Here is a 24946-nt window from a genome sequence, read left to right on the forward strand (position 1 = left end):
GGCGCTCAGGCCGCGATGGCGGAGGAGGGAGTGTCTGCCGCCGGTACGCGCCGCGACCGCGCGAGGGTCGAGAAATACACGTCTTCCAAACCGCCCCGCGCGGCGGTGAAGCCGTCGCCCGGATCCTCGGGGGACAGGATGTGGATGATCGTCCGACCGGCAAACAGCCGCGTCGAGATCACCTCGTACCGCAGGCGGCTTTGGTCGAGTTCGTCGCGTCCGATCGTCTTTGCCCACACGTTGCCGCGGGTGCGTTCGATCAGGTCGAGGGGCGCGCCCTCGAGCTGGATCCGTCCCGCCGCCAGGACAGCCATGCGCGGGCACAGGTCGGCGACGTCCTCGACGATATGCGTCGACAGGATCACGACGACGTTCTCGCCGATCTCGGCCAGCAAATTGAGGAAACGGTTGCGCTCCTCGGGGTCAAGGCCTGCGGTCGGTTCGTCGACGATGATCAGCGCGGGGTTGCCGATCAGCGCCTGCGCGATACCGAAGCGTTGCCGCATGCCGCCCGAAAACCCCGCGATCGCCTTCTTGCGGACGCTCCAGAGGTTGGTCTGGTTGAGCAGCGTCTCGACCGTTTCCTTGCGCTCGCGAGCCGAGGCGATGCCTTTCAGCACAGCCATGTGATCGAGCATGTCATAGGCGGATACCCGCGGGTACACGCCGAAATCCTGCGGCAGGTAACCTAGCGTTTCGCGCAAAGCCTCGGGATTGGCGATCACGTCGATCGTCCCGAACCGGATCGTGCCGGCGGTCGGCGTCTGCAACGTGGCGATCGTCCGCATCAGCGTCGACTTGCCCGCGCCGTTGGGCCCGAGCAGCCCGAACATCCCGTTGGGCACGCTAAGCGTCACATCGTCGAGCGCTCGCGTGCCATTGGCATACACATGCGTGACATTGGTAAGTTCGAGCATTGATGATCCCCCGTCGGGGACAAGCTATCAGGTGTGTTGTCGATGTAAAGCAGGCTGATCTTGATTAATGATGCGCACACTCGAGCGCCGACGTCGCAGTCGTGTGAGGCATTATCGGAACGGTCGACGGAAGGCCGCTCGGGATGAAGTGCAGGCTGGTTTGCGAGACGGCTGTTCGCCGCCCGGTCTGATCACGTTCAAGGAGCCCTAACATTATGGATACTGGGGCTTCTTATTGGCATACGCCCTCGTGTACTGAACGCCAGAACTGGCAGCGTCGGGTAGAGCGGGCGTAAACTGGTAGGCCCGCATCTCGGCGCCATTTCTGATGCGAAATTCACGGACACTGCGTCAGCCAGCGAACGGCAAGTAGCCCGGGTATCCGCACGCACGAAGGGCAGATGTTGTTTGCGGGCGCATTCGATCGCAGTTTTCCCGGGGTGCCGCTTTGAAAGACGCCCGCCCGCATTCCTTTCCAAAGCCGCCCTTTCGCTTTCGCCCAATTGCAGACATTCGCTCGAGTTGGCAGGGTTAGCTACGAAGGGAAAATGGATGCCAATTTCGCTGGCTGACTTGGCCGTGGCCATCGTTGTCCTGTTTGGTGTGCCGCTGCTGCTGGTGCTGGTTTACAGGCGAAACAAGCGGTTGGCGGCGTGGTGCGGAGCCGGGATCGGTGTGTTCATCGTGGTCGGAAACGCCGTGGAGAAGCTTGCGACCGGACAGTCAGGCCTGTTCTAACGAACGTCCGCTTCCCACCAATCTCGGTCATTCCGCTTCCGCCCAAAGTCGGACGTAACATGCCGGTATGCGTGCATCAGTAAGCTGCCGTTCCTTAATGCCCGAAGCGTTGCCGCAACTTCGTCGCGAGTGCGACGATCAGCGCAGCAGGAATGCCGCCAACGACGCATCCGGCCGCAACCCAAAGCGCGAGCATTACCAGCATAATCGCGAACATACCGAGTTCTTGCCATGCCGCGATCTTCCATGGCTCCATGAAGATCACGCCAAAGCCGTAGGATAGGAGAAATGGTGCTCGAAAGCCTGGACCATTCTTTGACAGGACTGCCGCGCCAACGATCCAGCAGGCAGTGATTAGCGCAGCGAGCGGAAGCACGATGAGGCCGGAAAAGTCCATCGGTTAGATTTAGCGGCAGGTTTGACTATGATCCAGCCGCAAACACGCTCGTCCGCCATCCACCAATTCCAGACGTTCCGGAGCTGATCGCATCGAACGGCCGCTTCCGCTCACTTCCAGACAAGCGAAGTGCCCGGGATATGGGCCACCCCAGAGAACCACGTGCCTGGACTGCGGACCCTCCGACGAGATCACCGGGTGCGCGCCGAAGCGGACGGACATCTGGTTGGTCGATGTAGCCGGATCTGCCGGCAAGCCCGTGTAGGCGGGATGCAAGGGGCCGCTGAACGCCGGGACGGCGATCCACGTCATCCAGCAACAAGCCCTGTCGCTACGACACCGGCTGCAGCCGTGACATTCAAATGGCGTCTTTGCGCGTCCGGCCGCTGGCGATCCCTGTGTTCGACCATTGTCCAGGTCACACCGTAGCGGATCGTGCGCTGGCCGTTCAGCAGTATCACGCCATCGCAACGATCATGGTCGCCTCACATCGGTGAGGCGCTCACCCTCGGCAAATGGCTGAAGCTGGAAGGCGGCAATCAACGTGGGATTGTCCAGGTGTGGGTCTGGTCAGCCGACCTCCGCACCCATGCGGCGGTGATCACCGCAGCTGGCTGTCCTTGCTGCCGCGTCGATTGAATGCCGCGCCCAGTGGGCGGTCGCGGCCGCTCTGGCACGTGACGCACGTCCGCACGCCAGGCACCGCCTCGCGCCGACCTTCGGGGATTTCATCGCCGCAGATTGCACAGAAGGGTTCACTTGTTCCGCTTGGCATGCTTGCCCGGGCGGCCAGCACTGCGTCTGCAACGGAATCATCGATCTGATCCTGAACCGCGCCATCGCGCGTCCAACCGCCGGCCATATGCCTCTCCTTACATGCGGCATATGGGGACCAGGGAGCGTCAGCGCCAATGCCAGCGCGACGTTTCCTAGTCGGTGCAATTGCGGTCAGCGGACAAGTCGCAAGGCGTCCCGATCTGCGGTAGCGGCGGCCAGTTCGGCACGCGCCGACGCGATCCGCGCCTGCGCGTCGACGAGGCGGACGCGTGCGTCGGTGGCGGTTTCCTCGCGTTGATTGACCAGGAAGAAATCGGCCGATCCGAGTTCGAAGCGCCGGCGCTCGGCGGCCGCGAGACGGTCGGCGAGTTGACGCTCTTCGTCGGCAATGGCGGCGAGCCGTTCGGCTGCGCCGACTGCGATGACGATGCCCTGGACCTCGACGCTGATCTGGTCGCGCAGGAAGCGGCTGCGCTGGCCGAGCGCGTCGATCTCGGCGCGCGCCTCGGCGACGCGGCCCTTGGCGGCGCGGTTCTGCAACGGCACGCTGAACTTGAACCCGATCGCCGCCTCGAGCGGCGTCCGGTTCGGGCCACCCAGACCGACCGGCCCGACATCCTTGCCGACCTCGCCGCGCAGGTCGAGCCGCGGCGACAGGTCGTTTTCCGCCAGAGCCAGCCGCGACGTCGCCTGGTCGATCCGCGCGAGCACCGCGCGATAGTCGGGACGCTCGACCGGCCCCGCGCGGGTCGCTACGACGGATAAAGCGGCGAGCGCGCCGGCATCCGCGGGCATGCGATCGTCCGACACCGTCACGGGCGCACCCGCCTCGTCGCGCAAGTAAAGCGATAGTGCATTGGCGGCACCGGCGACATCCTGTTCTGCACGCACCGCCAGCGCGCGACGCCGGACGAGATTCTGGTCGTTCTCGACGAGCAGGATCTCGGGTCGTGCACCGAGCGTCACCAGCCGGCCGATCGCGCTGCGGCGCCGCTCCGCGAGTTGCAGCAGGTCGCGATAGGCGCGCAGGCGCAGGCCCGCCGCGACCCAGGCCTGATAGGCGTCGACCGCGCGGCGCTGCACACCGATTGCGACCATCTCCGCCTCGAACCGCGCGACGTCGATCTCGGTGCCGGCGATCGCCCGCCGCGTGCGGCGCTCGTCGATCACCCGGTCGCGCAGCAGCGCGAACAGCGCGCCGACCTTCGCCTCGCCCAGCTTGTTGGTATAGGCCTGGTCCTCATAGACCGGGAACGTCCCGCGCGACGCACGGTAGCCGCCATAGACATAGCCGCCATTGCCGGTGAGCGGGCGCGTCGCGCGCCCCTCGACCACGGTGCCGTCGTAATAGCCCGCGACGCGGGACTTTGAGTCGACGTCGAACACGGTGTCGAACGCCCCCTCAGCGGACAGCGCGCGGCCATCCGCCTGCCGCACCTTGGCGAGCGCCTCGACGATCTGTGGCGCGGACCGCGCGGACGAACGCAGCACCTCGTCGAGCGTCAGTGGCGTGCTTTGCGCGGACGCGGCGGCGGGTGCCAGCAGGACGAGCAGGAAAGCGACGCCGAGAAGAGGGGGGACCCGCGTCATTTCTTGGCGTCCCCGTCCTTGCCAGTTTCGTCCGCGCTGGGCTTGGCGGGCGGCTTGGGCTGCGCCTTGGCCGATGCCGCGCCGCGCTGGCCGAATTCGAGCGGGAAGTCGTTAAGCTGGCGCCACAGTTCGTAGCCGACGAGGACGGTTTCGCCCTGCACCCAGCCGCGCACCTTGCCGCCCGGGCGGACGAAGGTGGCGGTCGGCCAGCCCGGCTTGCCCGGCCGCGGTTCGACCAGGATGCGGAACGTGCCGTCGGGGGCGGCATTGGGATCGATCATGCGAACGCGCGCGTTGAACATGCCTTGCGCGACCGACGGCCAGCCGCTGAACTGGATCGCCGGCCAGCCCTCGAACTCGAGCCGCACCGGGCGACCGGGGCGGATCAGCGGCATGTCGCGGCCATCGACGTAGAGCTCGACCGCGCGCTCGACGCGCTCGGGCGCGATCACCGCGAGCACCGTGCCGGGCGACACCAGCGCGCTGCCGCTCGCCGCATTCAGTTGCTGGACGCGGCCGTCGCGCGGCGCGCGCACCAGCTGCGCCGACTGGCGGTTGAGCTGGATGTCGATCCGGTTGAGTTTCGCGCGCGCCTCGGCGAGCTTGGCGCCGGCGTCGGCGACCTTGATCTGCGTCTGCTCGTAATCGCGGCGGGCGGCGAGCCCTTCGGCGAGCAACTGCCCGGTGCGCGCGACGTCGATTCCCGCGACCGCGCGACTCTGCTGGATCGCGGCGATCTCCGCCTGCACTTGCGCGCGCTCGGCTCCCAGACGTGAGAGCAGGTCGGGGTCGAGATCGACGACGCGTGCGATCGGATCGCCGCGCGCGACGTGCTGGCCGTCCTGGACGTACCAGCGCTCGACCCTGCCCGGCACCAGCGCGGTGACCTGCTGCTGGCGGTCGCCGGGATCGAGCGCGACCACTTGCCCCGTGCCGTTGGCGGTCTGCACCCAGGGGACCAGCGCCATGATCGCCGCGGCGATCGCGATGCCCAGCACGAGCATCCACGCCACCGCCGATGCCACCCGTGGTGCCCGCATCGCGGCGAGTGTCCGGAAATGCGCGAGGCGATCGGGCTTATACGGCATGGCCGGCTCCCTGCTGAGTCGCGGCGACCAGCGCCGCGCAACTGTCGAAGCGGCGTTGCCGATCGGGTTCGAGATGGAACCAGCCGTCGAGCACGATATCCTCGGGGCGACCCGTGCACAGCAGGACCGTCGTACCCGCCGCCTTGAGCTGGCGCAGCACCTCGGCGAGGCGGCTGGTCGGGATCAGATCGTAGAGCTGCGACAACATCAGCACGTGCGGGCGCACCAGCAGCGCATTGGCGAGCTTCAGCGCCATCACCTCGCCAATCGACAGCGGATAGCCCGAGGCCGCCAGCGGCGTGTCGAGGCCGTGCGGCAAGCCGACGACGCGGTCGCGCAGGCCGACCGTCTCGAGCGCGTCGAGCATCACCGTGGAGGTCGATGCGGCGGCGGCGAGCGTCAGATATTCGCGGATCGTGACCTCGACGATGCTCGGCCGGTCGAGCACCATCACCTCGGATCGCAGCAGATACATGTCGAACGTCGCCATGTCCGCGCCGCCGACCAGGACCAGCCCGCGCTCGGGCACGACATGGCGCTTGAGCACCATCGCCAGCAGCCGCTCGGCCCCGTCGTCCGCGCGCGTGACGAGCTGTTCGCCCGCGGCGAGCTCGAAATCGAAGCGCGCACCCTCGGTCACGACGCGGTCGAGCCGCACCGCGCCGTCGCCGGGCGACTGTCCCGCGGCGGCGACCGCGCTCTCCTGCGGGATCGCGTAGAGCAGCGACAATTCCTCCGCGCTCGCCACCAGATCGTAGAGCGTATCGAGATACCAGCCGAGCTGCGACACGCCGTAGAAGACGCCGCTGAGGATCAGCTCGGCCGCGACCAGCTGTCCGATCGACAGTTCACCGCTGAGGATTAGGTTGCCACCGAGTGCGAGCAGCGCCGCGCTGGCAAAGGCATAGAGCAGCAGGAAGGCGACGGTCTGCGTGAAGCTGTAACGGAAATAGCGCTGGTGGCGCTCGACATAAGTGGCGGTGACGGCTTCCGACCGGTCCATCGCGAAATCGAAATGGCGGCTCGATTTGTAGAAGCCGTTCGACGCGCCGACGCTTTCCAGCCAGCGCGCGGCCTCGTGCTTGGCATGGCTCAGCGCGACCGCCGAGCGGATCGAGCCGCGCGACCAGATCAGCCAGATCGCGAGGATGACGAGCAGCAGGATCGCGTTGAACGCGAGGAAGAAGGGATGGTAGAAGCTGGTGACGATCAGCCCCACCGCGGATTGCAGGATGATCGTGAACGCGCCGATGACCAGGCTCGGCACGGCCTTCTGGACGACGACGAGGTCGAAATAGCGATTGAACAGGTCGCCGCGATTCTGGTCGGCGAAGAACGGGTTCTGCGCATGCACCGCGCGGACGGTGATCTCGGCGACGATGCGCGCGAACAGCCGGCGTTCGAACAGTGCCATCATCCAGAACCGCATCGCGCTGAGCCCCGCCACGATCAGCAACAGCCCGAGCAAGAGGCCAGCCAGTGTCCAGAGCGGCGCGGGCATCGCGGTGTTGGCGACGCTGTTGATCAGCAGCTGCACCGAGATGGGGGTGGCGAGCGACAACAGGCTGATCGCCACGCCGTACACCATCGCGAGACGGACATAGGGCATGTCGGGTCCGACGATTTCGGTCAGCCATCCAGCTGCTGAACGCCATCCGATATGTGCGCCTGCCATGTGTTCCTCGCGTCTGATGCGAGGCGAGTATTCCCCAATCAAAACATTGGAGCAACGCTGTAAGACTTATGATTTCCATAGGAATATCCTATGCGGAAACCGCGCGTAGCAAGTCTGCGATCACGCCATAGGCGGGCGCGCGACCGGCGCCCTGGCGCCACAGCAGGCCGATGTCGCGGTGATAGCGGCTGCCCTTGATCTTGCGGACCACCACGTCGTCACCCTCACGGATTTCCTGCCGAACATAGAGTTCGGGCAGGAGCGCCAACCCCATGCCCATGCCCGCCATCTGTCGGATCGCGTCGAGGCTGGTCCCCTCATAGTCGCGCAGCACGTTCGCCCCGACATCGACCGCGATCGCCGCCACCTGCTCGGCGAGCCGATATTCGGGCAGCAGCGTCAGCAGATTGGTGCCGCGCAGGTCGGAGGGCGCGATGATCGCCTTGGCTTTCAACGGGTGGTCGGATGCCATCGCGACATATAGCGGTTCGCGAAACAGCCGCTCGCTGTGAAACGCGCCGCCGGACACGGGCAATTGTGCTAGGATCAGATCATGGACGCCGGTGCCAAGTCCGGACGCGAGCGCGGTCGGCAGGCCTTCGCGGACATGGACGCGCAGCGTCGGGTGCTCGCGGTGCAATCGTGCGACCAATGCCGGCAAGAGATAGGCGCCGAGCGTCGGCGAGACGCCGAGCCGGATCGTGCCGATCAAGGGATCGGCCGATGTCGCCCGGAAATCCTCGAGATCGGCAACGTCGAGCAGGATGCGCCGTGCCCGGTCGAGCAGATCGCGTCCCAGCGGGGTAAGGATCGCGGGGCCGCCGCGCTCGAACAACGCGGCGCCGATGATGGTTTCCAGCGCACGGATCTGTTGCGAGAGCGACGGCTGGGACACCCCCATCCGCTCGGCCGCCCGCGTGAAGTTGCCGGCTTCGGCCAGCGCGACGAAATAGCTGAGGTGACGAATCGTGGTTTTGGGGAAAGGCATGGCGCACGCTATCCGGTAAGCGTCCTTGTACGCATCAACGGAGTGCTGAACGGAGCGAATGCGCCGCCTTGAGCGACATTCCGTAAAGGGGCACGGCAAAGACGCCGCTCCGCGTGTCTGGGATCTCGATGCCAGACCGGATGGAGGTCCAAAGCTGACGCGGTAACGCGCCGGAACCCGGGGTAGGTCGGACGTGTCTGAAGCCGGGAAGCGGGGAAGGGCGCGCGCATGACCGTTTGGGTTTCTTCAGAGTTTCGCGCCGCCAAGCAGTTTTGCCCACAAGCGACACTGGAGGCATGATCCGATGCCGTGCTACGCTGCCGACGACGGAGGGGGGCTACAGGCGATGAAAACACGAGATGACTTGATCAAATGGGCGAATGACCAGCGCGACGAGGCTCTGCGACAGGTCGATCTCTTCAGTAACGGCGGCGTGAAGGCTCAGCTTGTCATGCCGGATGGAAATACGGAGGACATTACTGCGGGGGTGCTTTCGCATCAAAGAGCGAACGTAGAGGCTCTCACGGATCTTGTGTCCGCTTTGGAGAAGTAAGGCCTGCTTTCTCCTCAATGAAGGCCTCCCCGGCAGCCGATGAGCGTCTTGAATGCGGTACCTGACCAGCTGAATGATTGGCCAAAGTTGGGGGCAGGGCAGGGCGGGCGCATGTCTGGTTATGAGGCTGAGCGCCGAACGCGGGTGTTGCCGGGGGTGGCCTAACTGGCTCTGCGACCTAAAAGAGCGCGATGGCCGGCCTTTTTAATCGTGTGTTACCCTCCAAACGCTGGACGCCGTCGCGGTACAGGGCGCTGCTACGTGCGCGCGGGCCGCGATCGACGCAGTTTCGGACGCGGGGTGCGATCCTTGCGGGGGCGATCCTGATCGGGATCGTCGCGACGCTGTTTGCCGAGGCGGCCGATTGGGCGGGCGAGGTTTTCAGCGACTTTGCAAGGACCTGGCACTGGATGCCGCTGGTCACGACGCCGCTGACGTTCATGGGGCTGGTCTGGCTGACGCGTCGCTATACGCCATTCGCGCGCGGATCCGGAATTCCCCAGGTGATCGCGGCGCAGGCCAGTCCGAACGACGCCACGGGCACGCTGATTTCGATCCGGACGGTCGCGGCCAAGGCGGTGCTGACGATCGGCGCGGTGCTTGGTGGCGCATCGGTCGGGCGGGAAGGCCCGACGGTCCAGCTGGCAGCGGCCGTCATGGGGTTCACGCACCGTCTTGTCCGCGTGCCGTTGCGGGGCGGCGTCCTTATCGCTGGCGGTGCGGCGGGCGTCGCGGCGGCGTTCAATACGCCGCTTGCCGGGCTGCTGTTCGCGATTGAGGAGCTCGCGTCCGCCTATGAGCAGAGGGTGACGCTGCTCGTCCTCGCGGCGATCGTGATCGCAGGGATGGTCGCGCAGTCGGTGCAGGGCGACTATATCTATTTCGGCGCGATCGGGGCGCATATGCCGCTGCTGTCCGCGCTGATCGTCGCGCCGGTCGCCGGCATCGCGGGTGGCATGACCGGTGGGCTGTTCTCGCGCATTCTGCTGGCGATGGCGGTCAGCCGCAACCGTGTGACGGAATGGACGCGCGCGCATCCTGTCGCGTTCGCGGGGATCTGCGGGGGCGTCGTCGCGGTGCTCGGCGTCGTGACCGGGCTGACCTGGGGCACCGGCTATGCCCCGGCGCGCGCGATGATCGTCGGCGTCGATGCGCCGCTCTGGTTCGGGCCGGCCAAGCTGGTCGCCACCGCCGCGACCGCGATCGCGGGCCTGCCGGGCGGGATCTTCGCGCCGTCGCTCGCCGTCGGCGCGGGCGTCGGCAATCTGCTGCGCGAGGTCTTCCCCGGCGAGCCGGCTAGCGCGATCGTGATCCTGGGCATGGTCGCCTATTTCGCAGGGGTCGTCCGCGCGCCGCTCACCGCGGTGATCATCCTGTCGGAGACGACCGCGAGCCGCGGCCTGATGCTGCCGATGTTTGCGACCGCGTTCATCGCCGATGCGGCCAGCCAGTGGGTATGCCGCGAGAAGCTGTACCATGGTCTATCGAAGACCTTCGCCATGACGGAGACGACCCGATCCACCTGAACCCTGCACAATTCGTGACGCTTCCCCGGGCGTGGATGGCCAAGGCCATGCAAGGCGTCGACCATGACGGCGTCCTGCGACAGATTGCCGAGGAAGCGGGATGGTCGGGGCGCTACGCCTTCCTGATCGTCATTTCGGCCGCGATCTCGTTGCTCGGCCTGCTGATGCCCTCGGTCGCGGTGCTGATCGGCGCTATGCTGCTGTCACCGTTGATGATGCCGATCATCGGCCTGGGCTTCGGCATCGCGACGCTCGACTTCCACGAGATACGCCGTGCGGCGACCGCTTTGATTCTGGGGGCGGTCATCGCGGTGGCGCTGTCGGTCGTGCTGATCCTGCTCTCCCCGGTCCAGACGATCACGAGCGAGATCGCCGGGAGGACGCAGCCGACGCTGTTCGACCTGCTCGTCGCGTTGCTGTCGGCGATCGCGGGCGGCTACGCGCTGATCCGGGGGCGTGGGGGTACGGTGGTCGGCGTGGCGATCGCCATCGCGCTGATGCCACCGCTGGTAGTAGTCGGGTTCGGAATCGCGACGTGGAACTGGGTGGTGTTCTCGGGCGCGTTGCTGCTGTTCCTTACCAATGCCATCACCATCGCGCTGACCGCGGCGCTCGTCGCGCGCTGTTACGGGTTCGGCAGCCATCTGTCGCCGCACCACACCGGCTGGCAGCTCGTGCTGTTCGCGGTCGCGATCGGGGTGCTGTCGATCCCGCTCGGCGCGGGGCTGCGTCGGATCGCGTTCGAGGCGGTCGCCCAGCGGCAGGTGCGCGATGCGCTGGGCGAGGATTTTCCACCCGGCGCGCGACTGAGCCAGGTCGAGATCGACCATGGCGCGAACCCGGTCCGCGTTCGCGCGGTCATGCTGACGCCGCGGATCGAACCGGGGGCGGATCGCAAGCTCGCGGCGGACCTTCGCCAGCGATTGTCGCGGCCGGTCGATGTCCATGTCGACCAGGTCCGCATCTCGCCCGAGACCGGCGCGGTCGAGGCAGCACAGATCGCGCGGGCGGGCAACGGCGATACGCTGCGCGCGGCGCGCGAGCGTGATCGTGCGATCGCGGACGTTGCGCTGATCGCAGGTGTTCCCGTCTCATCGGTGCAGCTGGATTCGGCGGGCCGAACGATCCGCGTAACGGCCGCGCCGCTCATTGGTCTTGGGATCGCCGGCTATCGCGACCTGGAACGTCGCGCGGGCGCGGCGGTTGCCGACTGGGATGTCATTCTCGGGCCGCCGAACGAGGTCGCCTTGCCGGACGTGGCGATCCGGTCGGGCGTCATCGACGATCAGGCGCTTGGCGACGCAGCCTGGGTCTCGGCCCGACTAAGTCGGACGCTCGACGTGCTGGGCGGAACGCTGCGGCAGCGCACGGCAATCGCACAGGGTATCACCGGGCGAGGGGGCAGCGCGGCTCCCGGCGGTGCGGGCGGTCCCCTGCGCCTGCGATGGTCGGCGGATACGGTCCCACCTGCGCCTGAATCAGGCGAGCGCAGGCCATAGCTGCCTGTAGGCCTGTTCGAATACGGCGAGGTCGGCGGGGTCCTCCATCGTCTCACCCACACGCTGCGCGTGGCGTGCAGCCCAGCCTTCGATCGGCCTGCGCATCCCAGGCAGGTTCGCGTGCATCGCCGCCAGTGTGTTGGTGAGCCGAAGGGACACCTCGACCTCCTTGCCGCCTTCGCGAAGCACGGGTCCGAAGGCGTCGGTCAGCATATCGTCGATCGAGGGTCGGCCAAGGTACACCCCGTGCTGCTCGTTGTCGTCGTCGCCTGCGTTCGTCTGTTGCGAGCCGAGCGACAGGAACACCCTCAAAAGCGCGTTCAGCACCTCGATCCCGGTCCCGGGATCATTGGTCGCGGGCGCCAGCGCGCGACTGGCGATCTCGGACAGCGCGATCAGGCCGAGGCGCGGATCCTGGTCGAAGCTGCGGTGCCGTTCGATGGTGAAGCTCTTGATCAGCGCCGCGCGTGTCGTGTCGTCGAGCGCGCCCTCGACCTGAACGAGATCACGCTTGGGGTGCACCATCGTCCCGGGAAGGACGCCGACGTGAATGCGGAGTCCGTCCCGCTCCGCGATGACCCGCAGCGCCGCGACGTCGATGTGCGTGACATAACCGGTCTGCGACCCCGCGACCGCCACGGCCTGTGGCGGTACGACGATCGCTGCACGTCCGCCCAAATGCGGCGCGGCCGCGAAGTCCGTCATCGCACGCGTCGCGGCCTCCTCGACGCGATCGATCACGTCGGCCATGCGCCCGAACGCGGTGATATGGCCGATCCAGCGCAACAGCGTGCCGACCACCAGCATGATGATGCCGACGGTGGCGGCGAACAGGATGATGCGGCCGTCATGGCCATAGGCACTCGTGTTCAGCCCGACGATGCCGACCATCGAGAAGACGAACGCGCCGAGGAACGTCGACAAGGCGTTCTGCGACGTCGGATCGCTGACCATCAACTGCGTCGCGCGTGGTGTGGCGAGCTGCGTCGCGGACGAATAGGCGCTGACCATCGCCGTCAACGAAAACGTCGTCACCGCCAGCATGCTCGATGCCATGATCTGGAGAATGGTGCCGACCGAGCGCTGGCCGATATCCACGTCGAACGTGTAGGGGAGGTACGGCGTGACGATGCCGGCGAGGATCGCCAGCGCCACGCTGAGCAGGCTGATGACGCCTGCGCGGAACCAGATTTGCCGGACGATGCGATGGAGGATCCACGTCCATCGTTTCATATCATGTTCCCCTGATCAGTGTTCGCGCGATCGCCACGCTTGAAACCCTTGACTTCGCGAAAACGACGCGTGCTACCCGCGCTTAATGCGCCTTGCCGGGCGGTTTCGTCCGGATGTTGTGCTGGGTATGATCGGTCAACCTTGTTGGAAACGAAAGATAAGGGGGCGGGATTGAGCTAGAAAACGGATCGTCGCAGTCGAACGCGCGCCATCGCGGTGTATGGAGCCATCCTGTGCGTGGGAGCGGCCCTGGGTTTTCCTGTCAGAGCGGGCGTGATCACCGAGCATCTCCTCTGGTAGGAAGGCCGATGCGTGCCCCAACCCGCGCCCGCTTTCGTCCCATCATTCGAACCAGCCGGCGTCCGCTAGTATAGCGGCAACGGTCCCTCGTCGGCTGGCGGAGACGTGCCTGGCGCACCCATGACGTACCGCACCCGCTCCATGCACCCGCTTGCACCGGTTTCGGACGGCTTGCGGCTGAGCCCTGTAAACATGCTCCTGGCGGCGTCGCCGAAATCGCTCGTCGGCTCGGCCATAAGCACCTTCACGTTCCCGAGCGCGCCCCACGGCGCGACGTCGTAGGAGACGATTGCCCAGCCCTCGATCCCGCGACGGCGATAGTCGTTCGGGTAGGTGAGCCGCGGCGCGCGCGTCCACTCGCCGAGCGCGTTGCACGCCTCGGGTTGCGCCGGCATGGTCTCGCGGGCCGGTGACTCGGGCGCAGGCATTGGGTCGGCGATTTTCCAATAGGGGTAGACGCAGCCTCGCCGCGCGCCCTTCACGAACCGGGACTGTTCCACCGCACGGCGCGAGGCGGCATCCAGTGCAGCCGATCGCGAACCATTCAGCGTACGGACGCGCACCGGCTTGCCGTCGGCGTCGATGTCGTAGCCTATCATGGTCCACAGCGGTCGGCCTGGCTGTCCTGCGATCGCCGTGAAATCGGGAAAAGCGCGGTTGAGCAGTGCCGGTGTCGGGTCGAAGCACGTCGTGTCGGCGGGACGGATGCGCCGCCACAGCGCCTCCGGAGCGCGGGCCCCGGTCGGGAACACGGTGTAAGCCATCGCAATGTCCGCCGGCACCTGATCGAGCGGTAATTGATCGGGCGTGAAGGTGATCGAGCAGTCGGTCCGCGCCGCACCCGCCGCAAAGCGCGCGGCCGCCAGTGCGGGCAGCAGGTCAGCCGTGGCTTGACCGAAGCGCCGCTGCTCGCGCTCGATGGCCAGCGGCCGGCCGGTCGCATCGATACGGAACATGGCGCGCAACGGCGCCTCCGTCACCCCGCTCCACCCCAGCGCCGGTAACGGGTTCGGCGCCTGTGTCACGACGACCGGTTGCCCACCGCACGTCGCCGCTCCCGCGCGCCAGATCGTCATGGTGGATTGCGGCGCGCCCGGCGCTGCGCTGTTTGGCCCGGCATGGTCGTGCGTCTGGATTACCGGTGGTGGTGATGATTGAACCGGCGGCCTGATCCCTTGCGCCCCGGCAACAACCGATCCGGCGATCGCCAGCGGAATCCACGACCAACGCATGACGCTCATCCAAATCCTCCTGTGCCAGACGCCTGTCGGGACAGGTCGCACGCAGCAGCGACACTGCCATAGGGTCGCGCGAGCGGCAACTCGCGGTCGATCGCTGACCCGGGAATACGGGTTTCACCGCCACACGCCGGCCGCGTCCTCATCGAACATCGCCTTCAGCTTCGGCGGCGCCGTTACGCGTTACGTCGCCGGGTAGGTGCGCGGAAATCCGGGGGCTTGCCAGCGATCCATCGGAGATATTGCCGTATGTCGTCGCGTTCGCGCAAGCGATCCATCGTGGCATAGGACGATGCCAGATCGCGGTTGGCCACAAAGGCGTGGATGGTACGGTGGCAGATTGGATGAACCGGCACGGTCTGCGTGCCGCCCTCGCTCTTGGGAACGACGTGATGTCGCTCCACGCGTTGCCCGAGCAGCCGCCCACATAATGCGCAGCCCTCGTCTTTGGGCTCTGTTTCGGCTCTCGCGGCAGCCTCCGCGAGCCCAGCTATCCGTTTAACGCGACCGCCCATGCTCACCATATGAGGGCTCGATGGTCATATGCGAGTGCGCACTGGCTCAGGGGCGACCTGCAGCTGGCGAGGGGCGGGGTCGCACGTCTGGTGCCGTCGCTCGGCTGCCGCCGCTGACATCTAGAGACATGCGGGCAACGTGACGATCGGCAGGCCGGTTATCGCCGTCGCGGCCACGCCGACCAGTGCGAGGCGCCAGCCGGTCCGCTCGACCAGCGTCCCGCTCCGCGCCGGCCATCGCCACAGCGCGACGCCGATCCCTGTTCCGATGCACAGCAGCCACGCGGCGATCAGCGCCGCCTGATGCGCACTTGTCGCGCCCAGCCCGATCGTCGCCCAGCCGCGCGCGCAGCCCAGACCGTGAAGCGCATAGAGCAGGCAGAACGCGACTGCCCAGACGATCAGTCCCGCGCTCATCCGGACCAGGGCGACCATGCGACCCACCCAGGCAAGGCGAGCACCAGCGTGGCGACGACGCCCGCGCCGGCCGCATGGTCGCTCCACAACCGCATGATGCGCAATTCGCCGAGCCGCGCGCCGCCGATATGGCCGCTGCCAATGCGCGCGCGCGCAAAGCCGAGCATCGTTGCGGCGAGCGCGGCGTGGAAGATCGCATAGGACGCCACCACCGCGCCGGTCGCGGCATAGGCATGGCTGGCGGGCGAGGGCAGCCGCAGCACGACGAGGAGGACGAGCGCTACGACGAGTGCGATCTGCCCCCCCGCTGCGACCGCGAGCGCTGTGCGTCCGTCAGGACCCGCGCGGCGCACCGCGGCGAAGGCGAGCACCGCCCCGAGCAGCGCGAGCGCCGGTTCCAGCACGGTGCGCGCGATCAGTTGCGGCGGCGGCCAGTCGGGCGCGACGGTCCACAGAAACGAATAGCCGAACAGCAGCGAGGCAAAGAGCGTCGCGCTGGCGGCGAGCGCGAACACGCTGCCCCACCAGCCGGTCGTCCCCGGCGCTTCGGTCGACAGCGGCAGGGCCACGCCCGGCCCGGCGGGCAACGCCCCGTGGTCTACGCGCGTCCCGTTGGTCCACGCCCAGCGCCAGCCCAACACGCCGACGCCGACGAGGAACAGCGGCGCGATCCAGTACAGCCCCGCGAGCATCGTGAGGAAGAAGCCCGCCAGCACGCCCGCGGTGGCGATCGGCAGCCAGCTGTTGCCCGGCAGGATCACGATATGATCGGGCTCGCCGGTGACCATGTCGACCGCCATCGTCTCGCGCCAGCCATGCCGCGCCGCGCCGAGCCACCCCTCGCCGCGCGCCAGCGCCACGCCGAGGTCGGGCTGGTCGTGCAGCGGATCGCGCCCCGCCACCTGCGGCAGGCTCGCGAAGTTATAGGCGGGCGCCGGGATCGGCATCGCCCATTCCAGCGTACCGGCCTGCCACGGATTGCGCCGGTGGCGGCGCCCCAGCCAGATCTGCAGCCCGACGTCGATCGTGAACAGCGCGAAGCCGAACGCCATCACGAAGCTGCCGACCGACGACAGCAGGTTGAGCCAGGTCCAGCCCATCGCGCCGGAATAGGTGTCGATCCGGCGCGGCATCCCGAGCAGCCCGGTCAGGTGCATCAGGAAGAAGGTCATGTTGAAGCCGATGAAGATCAGCCAGAACGCGGTCTCGCCCAGCTGCATCACGCGCTCGCGCCCGGTGAAATGCGGCAGCCAGTAATAGGCCGCGGCCAGCATCGGGAACACGAATCCGCCGACCAGCACGTAATGGAGATGCGCGGTGACGAACGCAGTGTCGTGCGCCTGCTGGTCGAACGGGACCACAGCGAGCATGACGCCGGTGAGACCGCCGAGCACGAACACGATGAAGAAACCGATCAGATACAGCATCGGCAGCTTCATCCGCGGGCGTCCCGACCACAGGGTACCGATCCACGCGAACACCTGTACCGCAGTCGGGATGGCGACCAGTGTGGAGGCAGCGGAAAAGAACCCAAGCGCCATGTGCGGGATGCCCGTCGTGAACATGTGGTGCACCCACAGCCCGAAGCTGAGGAACGCCAGCGCCATCACCGCAGCGACGAGCGCGCCATAGGCAAGGATGCGCGTGCGCGCCATCACCGGCAGGATCGTCGACACCGCGCCTGCCGCGGGCAGGAAGATGATATAGACCTCGGGGTGGCCGAACAGCCAGAACAGGTGCTGCCACAACAGCGGCGACCCGCCGAGCGCGGGCGTATAGAAGGGCCATCCGAACGCGCGCTCGATCTCGAGCAGAATCGATCCGAGGATCAGCGGCGGGAAACCGAACAGCATCATCGCCGCGGTCGCGAGCAGATACCAGGCGAACAGCGGCATCCGGTCGAGCCGCATGCCGGGCGCACGCAACCGCAGGATCGACACCGCGATCTCGATCGCCGCGCACATCGCCGAGATCTCGACGAAGGTGATGCCGAGCAGCCAGACATCGGAATTGATCCCCGGCGTCCATTGCTTGCCCGACAGCGGCGGATAGAGGAACCACCCCGCATCGGGCGCGACGCCCGCCAGCATCGCGACGATCAGGATGCTGCCGCCGAACAGATAACACCACCAGCCGAGCGCCGAGAGCCGCGGGTACGCCATGTCGCGCGCGCCCAGCATCTTGGGCAGCAGGTACAGCGCGAGCCCCTCGAACATCGGGATCGCGAACAGGAACATCATGATGCTGCCGTGCATCGTGAACAGCTGGTTATAGACCTCGGGCCCGACAAACGCGCTGTCGGGCGTCGCGAGTTGCGCGCGGATCAGCATCGCCAGTACGCCGCCGATCGCGAAGAACGCGAACGCGCCGACGATGAACCGCTTGCCCATGTCCGAATGGTTGACCGAGCGCAGCACCCCGCGCCAGCCCGGCTCGGTACGCCAGATCGTGGTCAGGTCGTGGTGGAGTTTCAGGGCCTTCATCGCGCCGCTCCGGTAAAGGCGGCCCAGCCGCGCGCGTCGTGCACGACGACCGTGAACCCGTGATCCTTGTGCCCCGGCCCGCAATATTCCGCGCATTCGCCGCGATAGGTGCCGGGGCGGCTGGCGACGAGACGCAGCGTGTTGGTGTGGCCGGGGATGGCGTCCATCTTGCCCGCCAGTCGCGGTACCCAGACGCTGTGGATCACATCGGTCGACGTGATGCGCAGGTCGACCGGGCGGCCCGCGGGCATGTGCAGGACGGTGCGTGTGCCACCGAGGCCCGGATGCCGGAACGCCCAGGCATAGCGCCGCGCCTCGACGCCGATCGTCACGCTGTCGGGCGCGGGCGTCGGCAGGATCCGCCCGCCGAGGATCAGCGCATAGCCGAGCAGCACCGCCAGGACGGTGGAGGGCATGATCAGCCCCAGCCAGACGATCCACACGCGCGTGTCCGGCGCGTCGGCGTCGCGCGTCCCGCGGCGTCGCATCGCCACCGCCAGCAGCGCGAATACCAGCGCCGCAAGCAGCGCCGATCCGCCGAGCATCACCCACCAGAGCCGCGCGACGGCGGCGGCGTGCGGACCCGCGGGGTCGATCACCGACAAGGGCCCGGTGCAACCCGCTGTCGGGATCGCCGTTCCCCCTATATGCAAGAGTCGCTTCGGGAGTGCGATACGATGACTGAGACGACGACGACGACGACGCCGATCGACGAGACGCTGACCGATCCGATCGAAAACGATCCGGCCTTCCACCGGACGGAATCGAAGATCGCGGTTGCCGGGCATCCGATCCACGCGATGCTCGTCGCCTTTCCGGTCGCACTGGCCGCCAGTACGCTCGGCGCGGACCTGTTCTACTGGTGGACGGGCGACCTGTTCTGGGCGCGCGCGGCGCTGTGGGCCTCGGGCGCGGGTTTCCTGCTGGGCGTGCTCGCCGGGATCGCCGGCACGGTCGAACTGCTGATGGTGCCCGGCATCCGCGCGCGCGCGTCGAGCTGGACGCATTTCGTGATCGCGGTGATGCTGCTCTCCGTGCTCGGTGCGAACTGGGGCTATCGGCTCGGCGGCTATGAGGCGGCGGTGCTGCCCTACGGCATCCTGCTGTCGGCGTTCGCGGCCGCCTTTACCGGGTTTACCGGATGGCATGGCGGAAAGCTGGTGTTCGAATATCACGTCGGTGTCGCCCCGAAAGGCAATTGATGGTGCTGCGGCGTGTCGAGCCAGCGCGGGGTCAGGTCCGGCATCTGCGGCTTGCCCAGCACCAGTAGCAGCACGGCGATCATGATCGCCATCGTCGCGGCCAGCAATGGCGCTGCCGATGGCGGTACATAGTCGCCGCGGCGCTCGCTCATCTGCACGACCGTATGCCCGATCAGCGCGTGCAGCGCGACCAGCAGGCCGACGGCGACCAGCTTGGCGAACATCCACGGCACGAACGCGCCGCGCAGGAAGATCAGCGCGGTACCTGCTGCGATCGCGACCACCGCGGCGGGCGTCACGATCCGGGTATAACCGTAATGCGTGATCCGTCGCAGCCGCGCATAATCGGCCTGCGCTTCGCCCTCGTCATGCTTGGCAAGCACGAGCGGTAGCGCGATCAGCCCCGCGCACCACAGGATCAGCGCGGCGATATGCAGCGCCTTGACCAATGTGATGATCATGCCGCCGCGCCGTCAAGCGACATCGCCCGCCAGCGCCGCGTCGCGATCCATGATGCGGCGGCGGCATAGGGCGCCATCCCTGGCACCCACATCACGAGCCCCGCCAGCTGCTGGTCGGCGAGCGGCCCCATGCCGAACGCGACCGTGGTCGACAGATGCGACGCATAGAGCGGCCGGCCCGCAAAGGTCAGCAGCGCGCCGAGAAACCCCATCTGCACCGCCCCGCCGATGATCCCGGCAGTCGCCTCCGCCGGCCGCCCGCGCAGAACCGCGGTCCAGAACAGCCACCCGCCCGCCAGCAGCGTCGCCTGCATGATCCAGTAGATCCCGACATGGCCGAGCGCCGCATCGTACAGCGCCGGCGCGTGCCACGCCCACAGGATCGCGGTCGACAGCGGGAGGGCGATGGCGGTGGTGATGGCCATGCCGATCGCGCGCCGCGGCGGCAGCGCGACCGCAAGCAACGGCGCTGCGACCGTCACGATAAGCAGATGATGCACCGCGCGTGCCGCAAACAACGCCGTCGTCAGCGCACAGAGCGGCGACACGAACGCGACGAACAGCACCCCGACACCGGCAAGCCCTGCACTGCGCCGCGCACCCGCCAATTGCGTCATGGCCAGTGCCGATACTGCCAGCGCGAGCAGCAGCACCGGGTCGCCATTCCACCGTGACATCCAGTCGTCCACGCCCGGAGCGGGTCCGCAATAGCTGCGCCACCAACCGATGATCGTTCCCCTTATTCGTCTTGCCTGTCAGTCCTAAACGCCCACCGCACCACATGGCCGCATCGGCTGGGCATTACCGCAGCTTTGGAACCTTTCGCCAGTCGTAATGGGTTTGCCCTTATCGCCGTCAGACGTCCCGGCGACGAAAAGGACCGCTAACACGAGGAAAGAGCCCGGATGACCGACACGACGAAAGACCCGGCAGGTGCCGTTATCGCCGAGCAGGCTGCGGAGGCCCTGGCCGCCAAGGCGCACCATTGCTGGGCCCGCATGGCGGCCCTTTCGATCGCCGCGGGCGGCTTCATCGCATTCGGCGCGATCGCCTATCTGATCGTGCAGGCGGGTGGCGGCGCGGTCTCGGGCCCGACGCAGTTGCTGTCTGGCGCGGCGTTTTCGGTCGGGCTGATCCTGGTGATGGTCACCGGCACCGAATTGTTCACCGGCAACACGATGATGGTCCTGCCGGCCGCGATCGGCGGTGTGACGGCAGCGCGCGTGGCAGGGGCCTGGTCGCTGGTCTGGGTCGGCAATCTCGTCGGTAGCGTTGCGGTCGCCGGCCTGTTCGTCGCGGCCGGCGGGCTCGACGGCCTCGACGGGACGATCGGCGACGCAGCAGCCGCGACGATGGAGTCGAAGCTGGACAAATCCGTGCTCGCGACGCTGACGTCGGGTATCCTGGCGAACATGCTGGTCTGCCTCGCCGTGTGGATGGCGATGTTCGCCAGAACGCTGTCGGGCAAGGTCGCCGTGATCGTCGGTCCCGTCGCTGTCTTCGTCGCGGCGGGCTTCGAGCATTCGGTCGCCAATATGTCCCTGCTGCCGATCGGCTGGGCCGCTGACCCGAATTCCGCCGTTCCGTGGGGTGCCGGTCTCCGCAATCTGGCAGTTAGCACCGCCGGAAACGTGATCGGCGGTGCGAGCATTTCGCTGGTTCTCGCGTACGGACACGGCAAATTCGTTCGAGAAGAATGATCCACCGATCAGCGCTGGCGCGAGCATCCGCACCGACAAGCCGGTCGCCGAGGCGGACCGGCTTGTCGGTGCCGGAGCGGCTGCTCAGGTGAGGTGCTGATCGCCTCCCGCGGTAAGGTGAGCCCAGGGGAGGGCAGGGCCGACGGGGACGATGCCGCAAGGGTTGAGGTCACGGTGGCTGGCGAAATAATGCGTCTTGATGTGATCGAGATGGACCGTCCCCGCGATGCGCGGATCGGCGAGCATCCGTTCGAGGTAAGCCTCCAGCGCCGGATAGTCCGAGATGCGGCGCACGTTGCACTTGAAATGGAAGTGATAGACCGCATCGAACCGGACCAGCGTGGTGAAGAGGCGGATATCGGCCTCCGTCATCGCGTCGCCGACCAGCCAGTCGCTGCCCGACAGCGTCTCCTCCAGCCAGTCGAGCGATTCGAACAGCGGGTGCACCGCGGCCTCGTACGCGTCCTGCGTGGTCGCGAACCCGGCCTTGTACACACCGTTGTTCACCGTGTCGTAAACGCGGTCGTTGACACGGTCGATCTGCTCGCGCTGCGCCTGGGGATAGAGGTCGGGGCCTGACGCGCCGAACACGGCGAGCATCCGGATGATCTCCGCCGATTCGTTCGACACGATCGTGTCGGTCTCGCGATCCCACAGGACGGGTACGGTGACCTTGCCGGTATAATCCGGTCTGGCGCGGGCGTACAATTGCCACAGGAACTCGGCGTCGTGCAGCGGATCGCCACTGCCGCCGCGGCTCGTGCCGAAGGTCCAGCCATTCTCCAGCATGACAGGATCGACCACCGAGACACCGATCGCGTCGTCCAGTCCGTGCAACGCGCGCACGATCAGCGTCCGGTGCGCCCAGGGGCAGGCGTAGCTGACATAGAGGTGATACCGGCCGGGCGTCGCCGGACGGCCGGGCTCCCCGTCTGGGCCGGCGCTGCCCACCGGGGTCAGCCAGTCGCGAAAGCCCGTGTCCTGCCGCTCGAACGCGCCGCCCTTGCTGTCTTCGGTCACCTTGCCCGCGTGCCACGCACCGTCGATCATTCTACCCATGTCATCGCTCCATCGAAGCCGGACCTCACACACGGTCCGCCGTAATTTGTCCTTCGGGAACGACCAGCGACCCTTTTCGTCCCATGCGAGCGATTGGCGACCGACCGTCTGTCGACCTTTTCAATCGCGCCCAGTTGGTCGAGCGGCCTGCCGCGTCGCGTCGCCGATGTGCGCCTGCGCTACCCGTAGATAGAGGTAGCCGAACGGACCCTTGATTGCGACCTTGCCGAGCTTACCGCGCAAGGTGCCCCGATTTCTGCCGAGACGGGCGTCGGATATGTCCTGCGGGAAGGGATGTTTCGCCCGCCGCTCATGTTGAGCACTGCGGAAACCGAGGCGGTGGTGCTTGGCCTCAAATATGTGACTCAATTCGGCGACGACGTGCTGAAGGTGGCGGCACGCGACGCAGCGGCGAAGATCGCGTCCGTGCTGTTAGTCGCTCCGCGGGAGACGCTGCAACAGCCCATCTCGCTGTCGGGCCCTCGGGCTGGATCGAGCCTGGAAGGAGGGGCCGCCTTCAATCGCGCGGCTTAATAGATGCCGCCCATCTGGTATCGATCAGCGTCAGCCTGCTTCCGAACGTTCATAAGCCGCGGACCAGGCGCGCAGCTCTATGCCACAGGCAGAGCTGCGGTATCACACCGCGTCGGCAACGCGTTGGGGCTGCCAGCCCAATGCCGTCGATATCCTCTGCGCGGTCTGGCGGAGTTCGGCGCAGGCATCGTCGATCGAGACGAGCTGCGATCCGTCGATCAGTTCGAGGAACGGCACCGTCAGCGCCGCGAGCAGTTCGCCGTCGAAGCCGAAGATCGGGCAGCTGATGTCCGTTACCCCGCGCGTGACCGGGCTTTCGCGCAGGCCGAACCCCTGGTCGCGGACCTGTTGCAGACGCGCGGCCAGAACCGACTGGCCGATCGGTTCCTTGCGAAGCGCAGCGGCGCGGCTGAACATCCGCTCGGTCGCTTCCTCGGGCGAAAATGCGAGCAGCACATGCCCCGAACAGCTGCGCACGAGGTCGATCGAGGCGCCGACCCGCAGCGCAAAGCCGCGGACGCCCGGATTTTCCTCGCGCGCGATCACCATGCCCTCGCCGGCCTGCACCACGACGAGATGACAGGATTGGCCGATCGCCGCGGCCAGCACCTGCATTTCGGGCTGCGCGGTGACGACGAGCTTGCGCGCGGGTGTCGCGCGATAGGCGACGTCGAGGAATTTGTACGTCACCGTATAGCGATCGGTGGCCGACGATTTCTGAAGATAGCCCGCGTCTTCCATCACCACGACGATGCGGAACAACTCCCCGAGCGATCGGCCGAGCGCGCTCGCCATCTCGCTTGCCAGCAGCCCTTGCGGATTGTCCGCGAGCAGCTCGATGATGAGGAAGGCCTTGTCGAGCGCGGGCGCATTATAGGTGCCCTTGCGCTGCGCCGTCGCGCCGTCTTGTTTAGGCATGGTGTTCCATCGATGTCGTAGGAGCCGAACATATCCCGGTTTGTCGAGGGGAGAAAGCCATCGTTCCAGCGTCGCGCACGGCGCCGTGTGCTGGCGCCACTGCTCAGATCGTGACGATGGCTTTCAGCACCTCTTCCTGCCGTGCGATCAGCGCCGGGATCGCGGTGGGCACATCGTCGAGGTCGACGCGATCGGTCAGGAAGCGGTCGGTCGGCACCGCGCCGTTGCGGATCGAGGCGATGACGTGGTGGAAATCGACCGACAGCGCGTTGCGGCTCGCCAGCAATGTGGTTTCGCGCTTGTGAAATTCGGGATCCGAAAACATGAGGTCGTCGCGACACAGGCCGACCAGGACATAGGTCCCGGCATGGGCGACATGGCTCAGGCCCGCGTTCATCGCCTGGATGCTGCCGGTCGCGTCGAACACATAGTCGAACATCTCGCCATCGGTGCGCTGTGCCAGTTCCGTCATGGCATCCGGACCAGCGACCACCCCGGTTTCGAACCCGAAGCGCTCGGCCGCGGTCGCCAGCCGGCGTGCGCTGCGATCGTGCAGCGTGACCGAGCCTGCACCCGCAATCCGTGCGAACAGCGCGCAGCCGATGCCGATCGGGCCGGCGCCGGTGACCAGGACGCGCGTCCCCGGCTCGATCGCCGCGCGGCGTACCGCGTGCGCACCGATCGCCAGGAATTCGACCATTGCCGCCTGATCGAGCGTCAGCCCCTCGGTTGGGACGATCGATCCGGCGGGGACGGCCAGATACTCGGTCATGCCGCCATCGGCATGCACGCCGAGCACGCGGATGTTCGAACAGCAATTGTGGCGGCCACGGCGACACGCAACGCACGTCCCGCAGGCGAGGTAGGGGTTGACCGTGACGATCTGTCCCGTCGCCAGTCCGCTGTCATGCGGCGCTTCGACGATCTCCCCGGCGAGTTCGTGTCCGATCAGCCGCGGATAGGTGAAGAAGGGCTGGCTGCCGTCGAAGATATGATAATCGGTGCCGCAGATTCCGACGCGTCGCATCCGCAGCAGGACTTCGCCATCGGCCGGGCGCGGCATCGGCCGATCCTCGATCCGGGCCTCGTTCGGCGCGGTGCATATCAAAGCCTTCATTGCCGTTCCTTTCGCGTGTTC

At 66.9% G+C, this 24946-nt stretch carries 24 protein-coding genes; 6 read left to right on the forward strand and 18 right to left on the reverse strand.

Features of this window, described 5'->3' with window-relative positions; genetic code table 11:
* Positions 1 to 5: 5 nt before the first annotated feature.
* Complete coding sequence (locus AC0CH3_RS12395) at positions 6 to 917, reverse strand: ABC transporter ATP-binding protein (protein ID WP_354299539.1); 912 nt, start codon at positions 915 to 917, stop codon at positions 6 to 8.
* 552 nt (positions 918 to 1469) lie between these two features.
* Between AC0CH3_RS12395 and AC0CH3_RS12400 the strand changes: the two genes are divergently transcribed.
* Complete coding sequence (locus AC0CH3_RS12400; protein ID WP_354299541.1) at positions 1470 to 1655, forward strand: hypothetical protein; 186 nt, start codon at positions 1470 to 1472, stop codon at positions 1653 to 1655.
* A 94-nt stretch (positions 1656 to 1749) separates the two neighbouring features.
* Here AC0CH3_RS12400 and AC0CH3_RS12405 read toward each other — a convergent pair whose 3' ends face one another.
* From AC0CH3_RS12405 to AC0CH3_RS12430, 6 genes are all read right to left on the reverse strand, one after another.
* On the reverse strand, positions 1750 to 2052 hold the full coding sequence (locus AC0CH3_RS12405) for a hypothetical protein (protein ID WP_354299542.1): 303 nt from the start codon (positions 2050 to 2052) through the stop codon (positions 1750 to 1752).
* Positions 2053 to 2653: 601 nt separating this feature from the next.
* Complete coding sequence (locus AC0CH3_RS12410) at positions 2654 to 2914, reverse strand: DksA/TraR family C4-type zinc finger protein (protein WP_354299544.1); 261 nt, start codon at positions 2912 to 2914, stop codon at positions 2654 to 2656.
* 86 nt (positions 2915 to 3000) lie between these two features.
* The gene (locus AC0CH3_RS12415; protein WP_465237951.1) at positions 3001 to 4419 is read right to left on the reverse strand and encodes a TolC family protein; all 1419 of its coding nucleotides are present in this window, start codon (positions 4417 to 4419) and stop codon (positions 3001 to 3003) included.
* Positions 4416 to 5507, reverse strand: coding sequence for an efflux RND transporter periplasmic adaptor subunit (locus AC0CH3_RS12420; RefSeq protein WP_354299548.1), 1092 nt, complete (start codon positions 5505 to 5507; stop codon positions 4416 to 4418). Before AC0CH3_RS12420 ends, AC0CH3_RS12415 begins: the two co-directional genes overlap by 4 nt.
* On the reverse strand, positions 5497 to 7182 hold the full coding sequence (locus tag AC0CH3_RS12425) for an ABC transporter ATP-binding protein (protein ID WP_354299550.1): 1686 nt from the start codon (positions 7180 to 7182) through the stop codon (positions 5497 to 5499). Before AC0CH3_RS12425 ends, AC0CH3_RS12420 begins: the two co-directional genes overlap by 11 nt.
* 88 nt (positions 7183 to 7270) lie before the next feature.
* Complete coding sequence (locus AC0CH3_RS12430) at positions 7271 to 8170, reverse strand: hydrogen peroxide-inducible genes activator (RefSeq protein ID WP_465237952.1); 900 nt, start codon at positions 8168 to 8170, stop codon at positions 7271 to 7273.
* A 744-nt stretch (positions 8171 to 8914) separates the two neighbouring features.
* Here AC0CH3_RS12430 and AC0CH3_RS12435 point away from each other — a divergent pair.
* A complete protein-coding gene (locus tag AC0CH3_RS12435; protein ID WP_354299553.1) occupies positions 8915 to 10249 on the forward strand; it encodes a chloride channel protein in 1335 nt (444 codons plus the stop codon).
* A gap of 14 nt (positions 10250 to 10263) precedes the next feature.
* On the forward strand, positions 10264 to 11748 hold the full coding sequence (locus tag AC0CH3_RS12440; RefSeq protein WP_465237953.1) for a DUF389 domain-containing protein: 1485 nt from the start codon (positions 10264 to 10266) through the stop codon (positions 11746 to 11748).
* Here the strand turns inward: AC0CH3_RS12440 and AC0CH3_RS12445 are convergent.
* The 6 genes from AC0CH3_RS12445 to AC0CH3_RS12470 all read right to left on the reverse strand — a co-directional run bounded on the left by AC0CH3_RS12445 (position 11728) and on the right by AC0CH3_RS12470 (position 18533).
* On the reverse strand, positions 11728 to 12981 hold the full coding sequence (locus AC0CH3_RS12445) for a DUF2254 domain-containing protein (protein ID WP_465237954.1): 1254 nt from the start codon (positions 12979 to 12981) through the stop codon (positions 11728 to 11730). The genes AC0CH3_RS12440 and AC0CH3_RS12445 overlap by 21 nt on opposite strands.
* A 365-nt stretch (positions 12982 to 13346) precedes the next feature.
* On the reverse strand, positions 13347 to 14522 hold the full coding sequence (locus tag AC0CH3_RS12450; protein WP_354299556.1) for an energy transducer TonB: 1176 nt from the start codon (positions 14520 to 14522) through the stop codon (positions 13347 to 13349).
* A 173-nt stretch (positions 14523 to 14695) separates the two neighbouring features.
* Positions 14696 to 15034 (reverse strand): HNH endonuclease, encoded by a 339-nt coding sequence (locus AC0CH3_RS12455; protein WP_465237983.1) that lies wholly within the window; start codon positions 15032 to 15034, stop codon positions 14696 to 14698.
* Between the two features lie 120 nt (positions 15035 to 15154).
* The gene (locus tag AC0CH3_RS12460; protein WP_465237955.1) at positions 15155 to 15469 is read right to left on the reverse strand and encodes a hypothetical protein; all 315 of its coding nucleotides are present in this window, start codon (positions 15467 to 15469) and stop codon (positions 15155 to 15157) included.
* On the reverse strand, positions 15448 to 17934 hold the full coding sequence (ctaD, locus tag AC0CH3_RS12465) for a cytochrome c oxidase subunit I (protein WP_465237956.1): 2487 nt from the start codon (positions 17932 to 17934) through the stop codon (positions 15448 to 15450). Before ctaD ends, AC0CH3_RS12460 begins: the two co-directional genes overlap by 22 nt.
* Entirely contained in the window at positions 17931 to 18533 is a 603-nt protein-coding gene (locus AC0CH3_RS12470) for a cytochrome c oxidase subunit II (protein WP_354299559.1), read from the reverse strand. Before AC0CH3_RS12470 ends, ctaD begins: the two co-directional genes overlap by 4 nt.
* Before the next feature lie 78 nt (positions 18534 to 18611).
* Here AC0CH3_RS12470 and AC0CH3_RS12475 point away from each other — a divergent pair, with 78 nt between their 5' ends.
* Positions 18612 to 19136: a DUF2231 domain-containing protein gene (locus AC0CH3_RS12475; protein WP_354299561.1), complete on the forward strand. Its 525-nt coding sequence runs from the start codon at positions 18612 to 18614 to the stop codon at positions 19134 to 19136.
* On the opposite strand, the gene AC0CH3_RS12480 is transcribed toward AC0CH3_RS12475, so the two are convergent.
* Both AC0CH3_RS12480 and AC0CH3_RS12485 read right to left on the reverse strand, forming a co-directional pair.
* Positions 19106 to 19597 carry a CopD family protein gene (locus AC0CH3_RS12480; RefSeq protein WP_354299562.1) on the reverse strand — a complete coding sequence of 164 codons (492 nt, stop codon included), beginning with the start codon at positions 19595 to 19597 and terminating at the stop codon, positions 19106 to 19108. The two genes, AC0CH3_RS12475 and AC0CH3_RS12480, sit on opposite strands and share 31 nt — an antisense overlap.
* A complete protein-coding gene (locus AC0CH3_RS12485) occupies positions 19594 to 20274 on the reverse strand; it encodes a cytochrome c oxidase assembly protein (RefSeq protein WP_354299564.1) in 681 nt (226 codons plus the stop codon). The genes AC0CH3_RS12480 and AC0CH3_RS12485 overlap by 4 nt, the downstream gene beginning before the upstream one ends.
* Before the next feature lie 228 nt (positions 20275 to 20502).
* Between AC0CH3_RS12485 and AC0CH3_RS12490 the strand changes: the two genes are divergently transcribed.
* A complete protein-coding gene (locus AC0CH3_RS12490) occupies positions 20503 to 21297 on the forward strand; it encodes a formate/nitrite transporter family protein (RefSeq protein WP_465237957.1) in 795 nt (264 codons plus the stop codon).
* An 84-nt stretch (positions 21298 to 21381) separates the two neighbouring features.
* Here AC0CH3_RS12490 and AC0CH3_RS12495 read toward each other — a convergent pair whose 3' ends face one another.
* Entirely contained in the window at positions 21382 to 22356 is a 975-nt protein-coding gene (locus AC0CH3_RS12495; RefSeq protein WP_465237958.1) for a glutathione S-transferase family protein, read from the reverse strand.
* A gap of 294 nt (positions 22357 to 22650) precedes the next feature.
* Between AC0CH3_RS12495 and AC0CH3_RS12500 the strand changes: the two genes are divergently transcribed.
* A complete protein-coding gene (locus AC0CH3_RS12500) occupies positions 22651 to 22890 on the forward strand; it encodes a hypothetical protein (protein ID WP_354299570.1) in 240 nt (79 codons plus the stop codon).
* A 102-nt stretch (positions 22891 to 22992) separates the two neighbouring features.
* Here the strand turns inward: AC0CH3_RS12500 and AC0CH3_RS12505 are convergent, their stop codons facing one another.
* Both AC0CH3_RS12505 and AC0CH3_RS12510 read right to left on the reverse strand, forming a co-directional pair.
* Entirely contained in the window at positions 22993 to 23808 is an 816-nt protein-coding gene (locus AC0CH3_RS12505) for an IclR family transcriptional regulator (protein ID WP_354299572.1), read from the reverse strand.
* A gap of 103 nt (positions 23809 to 23911) precedes the next feature.
* Entirely contained in the window at positions 23912 to 24925 is a 1014-nt protein-coding gene (locus AC0CH3_RS12510) for a zinc-binding alcohol dehydrogenase family protein (RefSeq protein WP_354299573.1), read from the reverse strand.
* Positions 24926 to 24946: the final 21 nt, after the last annotated feature.

The organism is Sphingomonas sp. AC449 (assembly GCF_979253475.1).

Coding starts and splice junctions, on each gene's coding strand:
- AC0CH3_RS12490 (WP_465237957.1), top strand. CDS start 20,503: ATGACCGACACGACGAAAGACCCGGCAGGTGCCGTTATCGCCGAGCAG.
- AC0CH3_RS12410 (WP_354299544.1), bottom strand. CDS start 2,914: ATGGCCGGCGGTTGGACGCGCGATGGCGCGGTTCAGGATCAGATCGAT.
- AC0CH3_RS12420 (WP_354299548.1), bottom strand. CDS start 5,507: ATGCCGTATAAGCCCGATCGCCTCGCGCATTTCCGGACACTCGCCGCG.
- ctaD (WP_465237956.1), bottom strand. CDS start 17,934: ATGAAGGCCCTGAAACTCCACCACGACCTGACCACGATCTGGCGTACC.
- AC0CH3_RS12405 (WP_354299542.1), bottom strand. CDS start 2,052: ATGGACTTTTCCGGCCTCATCGTGCTTCCGCTCGCTGCGCTAATCACT.
- AC0CH3_RS12480 (WP_354299562.1), bottom strand. CDS start 19,597: ATGATCATCACATTGGTCAAGGCGCTGCATATCGCCGCGCTGATCCTG.
- AC0CH3_RS12500 (WP_354299570.1), top strand. CDS start 22,651: ATGTTTCGCCCGCCGCTCATGTTGAGCACTGCGGAAACCGAGGCGGTG.
- AC0CH3_RS12460 (WP_465237955.1), bottom strand. CDS start 15,469: ATGGTCGCCCTGGTCCGGATGAGCGCGGGACTGATCGTCTGGGCAGTC.
- AC0CH3_RS12395 (WP_354299539.1), bottom strand. CDS start 917: ATGCTCGAACTTACCAATGTCACGCATGTGTATGCCAATGGCACGCGA.
- AC0CH3_RS12485 (WP_354299564.1), bottom strand. CDS start 20,274: ATGTCACGGTGGAATGGCGACCCGGTGCTGCTGCTCGCGCTGGCAGTA.
- AC0CH3_RS12435 (WP_354299553.1), top strand. CDS start 8,915: ATGGCCGGCCTTTTTAATCGTGTGTTACCCTCCAAACGCTGGACGCCG.
- AC0CH3_RS12445 (WP_465237954.1), bottom strand. CDS start 12,981: ATGAAACGATGGACGTGGATCCTCCATCGCATCGTCCGGCAAATCTGG.
- AC0CH3_RS12455 (WP_465237983.1), bottom strand. CDS start 15,034: ATGGGCGGTCGCGTTAAACGGATAGCTGGGCTCGCGGAGGCTGCCGCG.
- AC0CH3_RS12415 (WP_465237951.1), bottom strand. CDS start 4,419: ATGACGCGGGTCCCCCCTCTTCTCGGCGTCGCTTTCCTGCTCGTCCTG.
- AC0CH3_RS12400 (WP_354299541.1), top strand. CDS start 1,470: ATGCCAATTTCGCTGGCTGACTTGGCCGTGGCCATCGTTGTCCTGTTT.
- AC0CH3_RS12430 (WP_465237952.1), bottom strand. CDS start 8,170: ATGCCTTTCCCCAAAACCACGATTCGTCACCTCAGCTATTTCGTCGCG.
- AC0CH3_RS12495 (WP_465237958.1), bottom strand. CDS start 22,356: ATGGGTAGAATGATCGACGGTGCGTGGCACGCGGGCAAGGTGACCGAA.
- AC0CH3_RS12475 (WP_354299561.1), top strand. CDS start 18,612: ATGACTGAGACGACGACGACGACGACGCCGATCGACGAGACGCTGACC.
- AC0CH3_RS12510 (WP_354299573.1), bottom strand. CDS start 24,925: ATGAAGGCTTTGATATGCACCGCGCCGAACGAGGCCCGGATCGAGGAT.
- AC0CH3_RS12450 (WP_354299556.1), bottom strand. CDS start 14,522: ATGAGCGTCATGCGTTGGTCGTGGATTCCGCTGGCGATCGCCGGATCG.
- AC0CH3_RS12425 (WP_354299550.1), bottom strand. CDS start 7,182: ATGGCAGGCGCACATATCGGATGGCGTTCAGCAGCTGGATGGCTGACC.
- AC0CH3_RS12505 (WP_354299572.1), bottom strand. CDS start 23,808: ATGCCTAAACAAGACGGCGCGACGGCGCAGCGCAAGGGCACCTATAAT.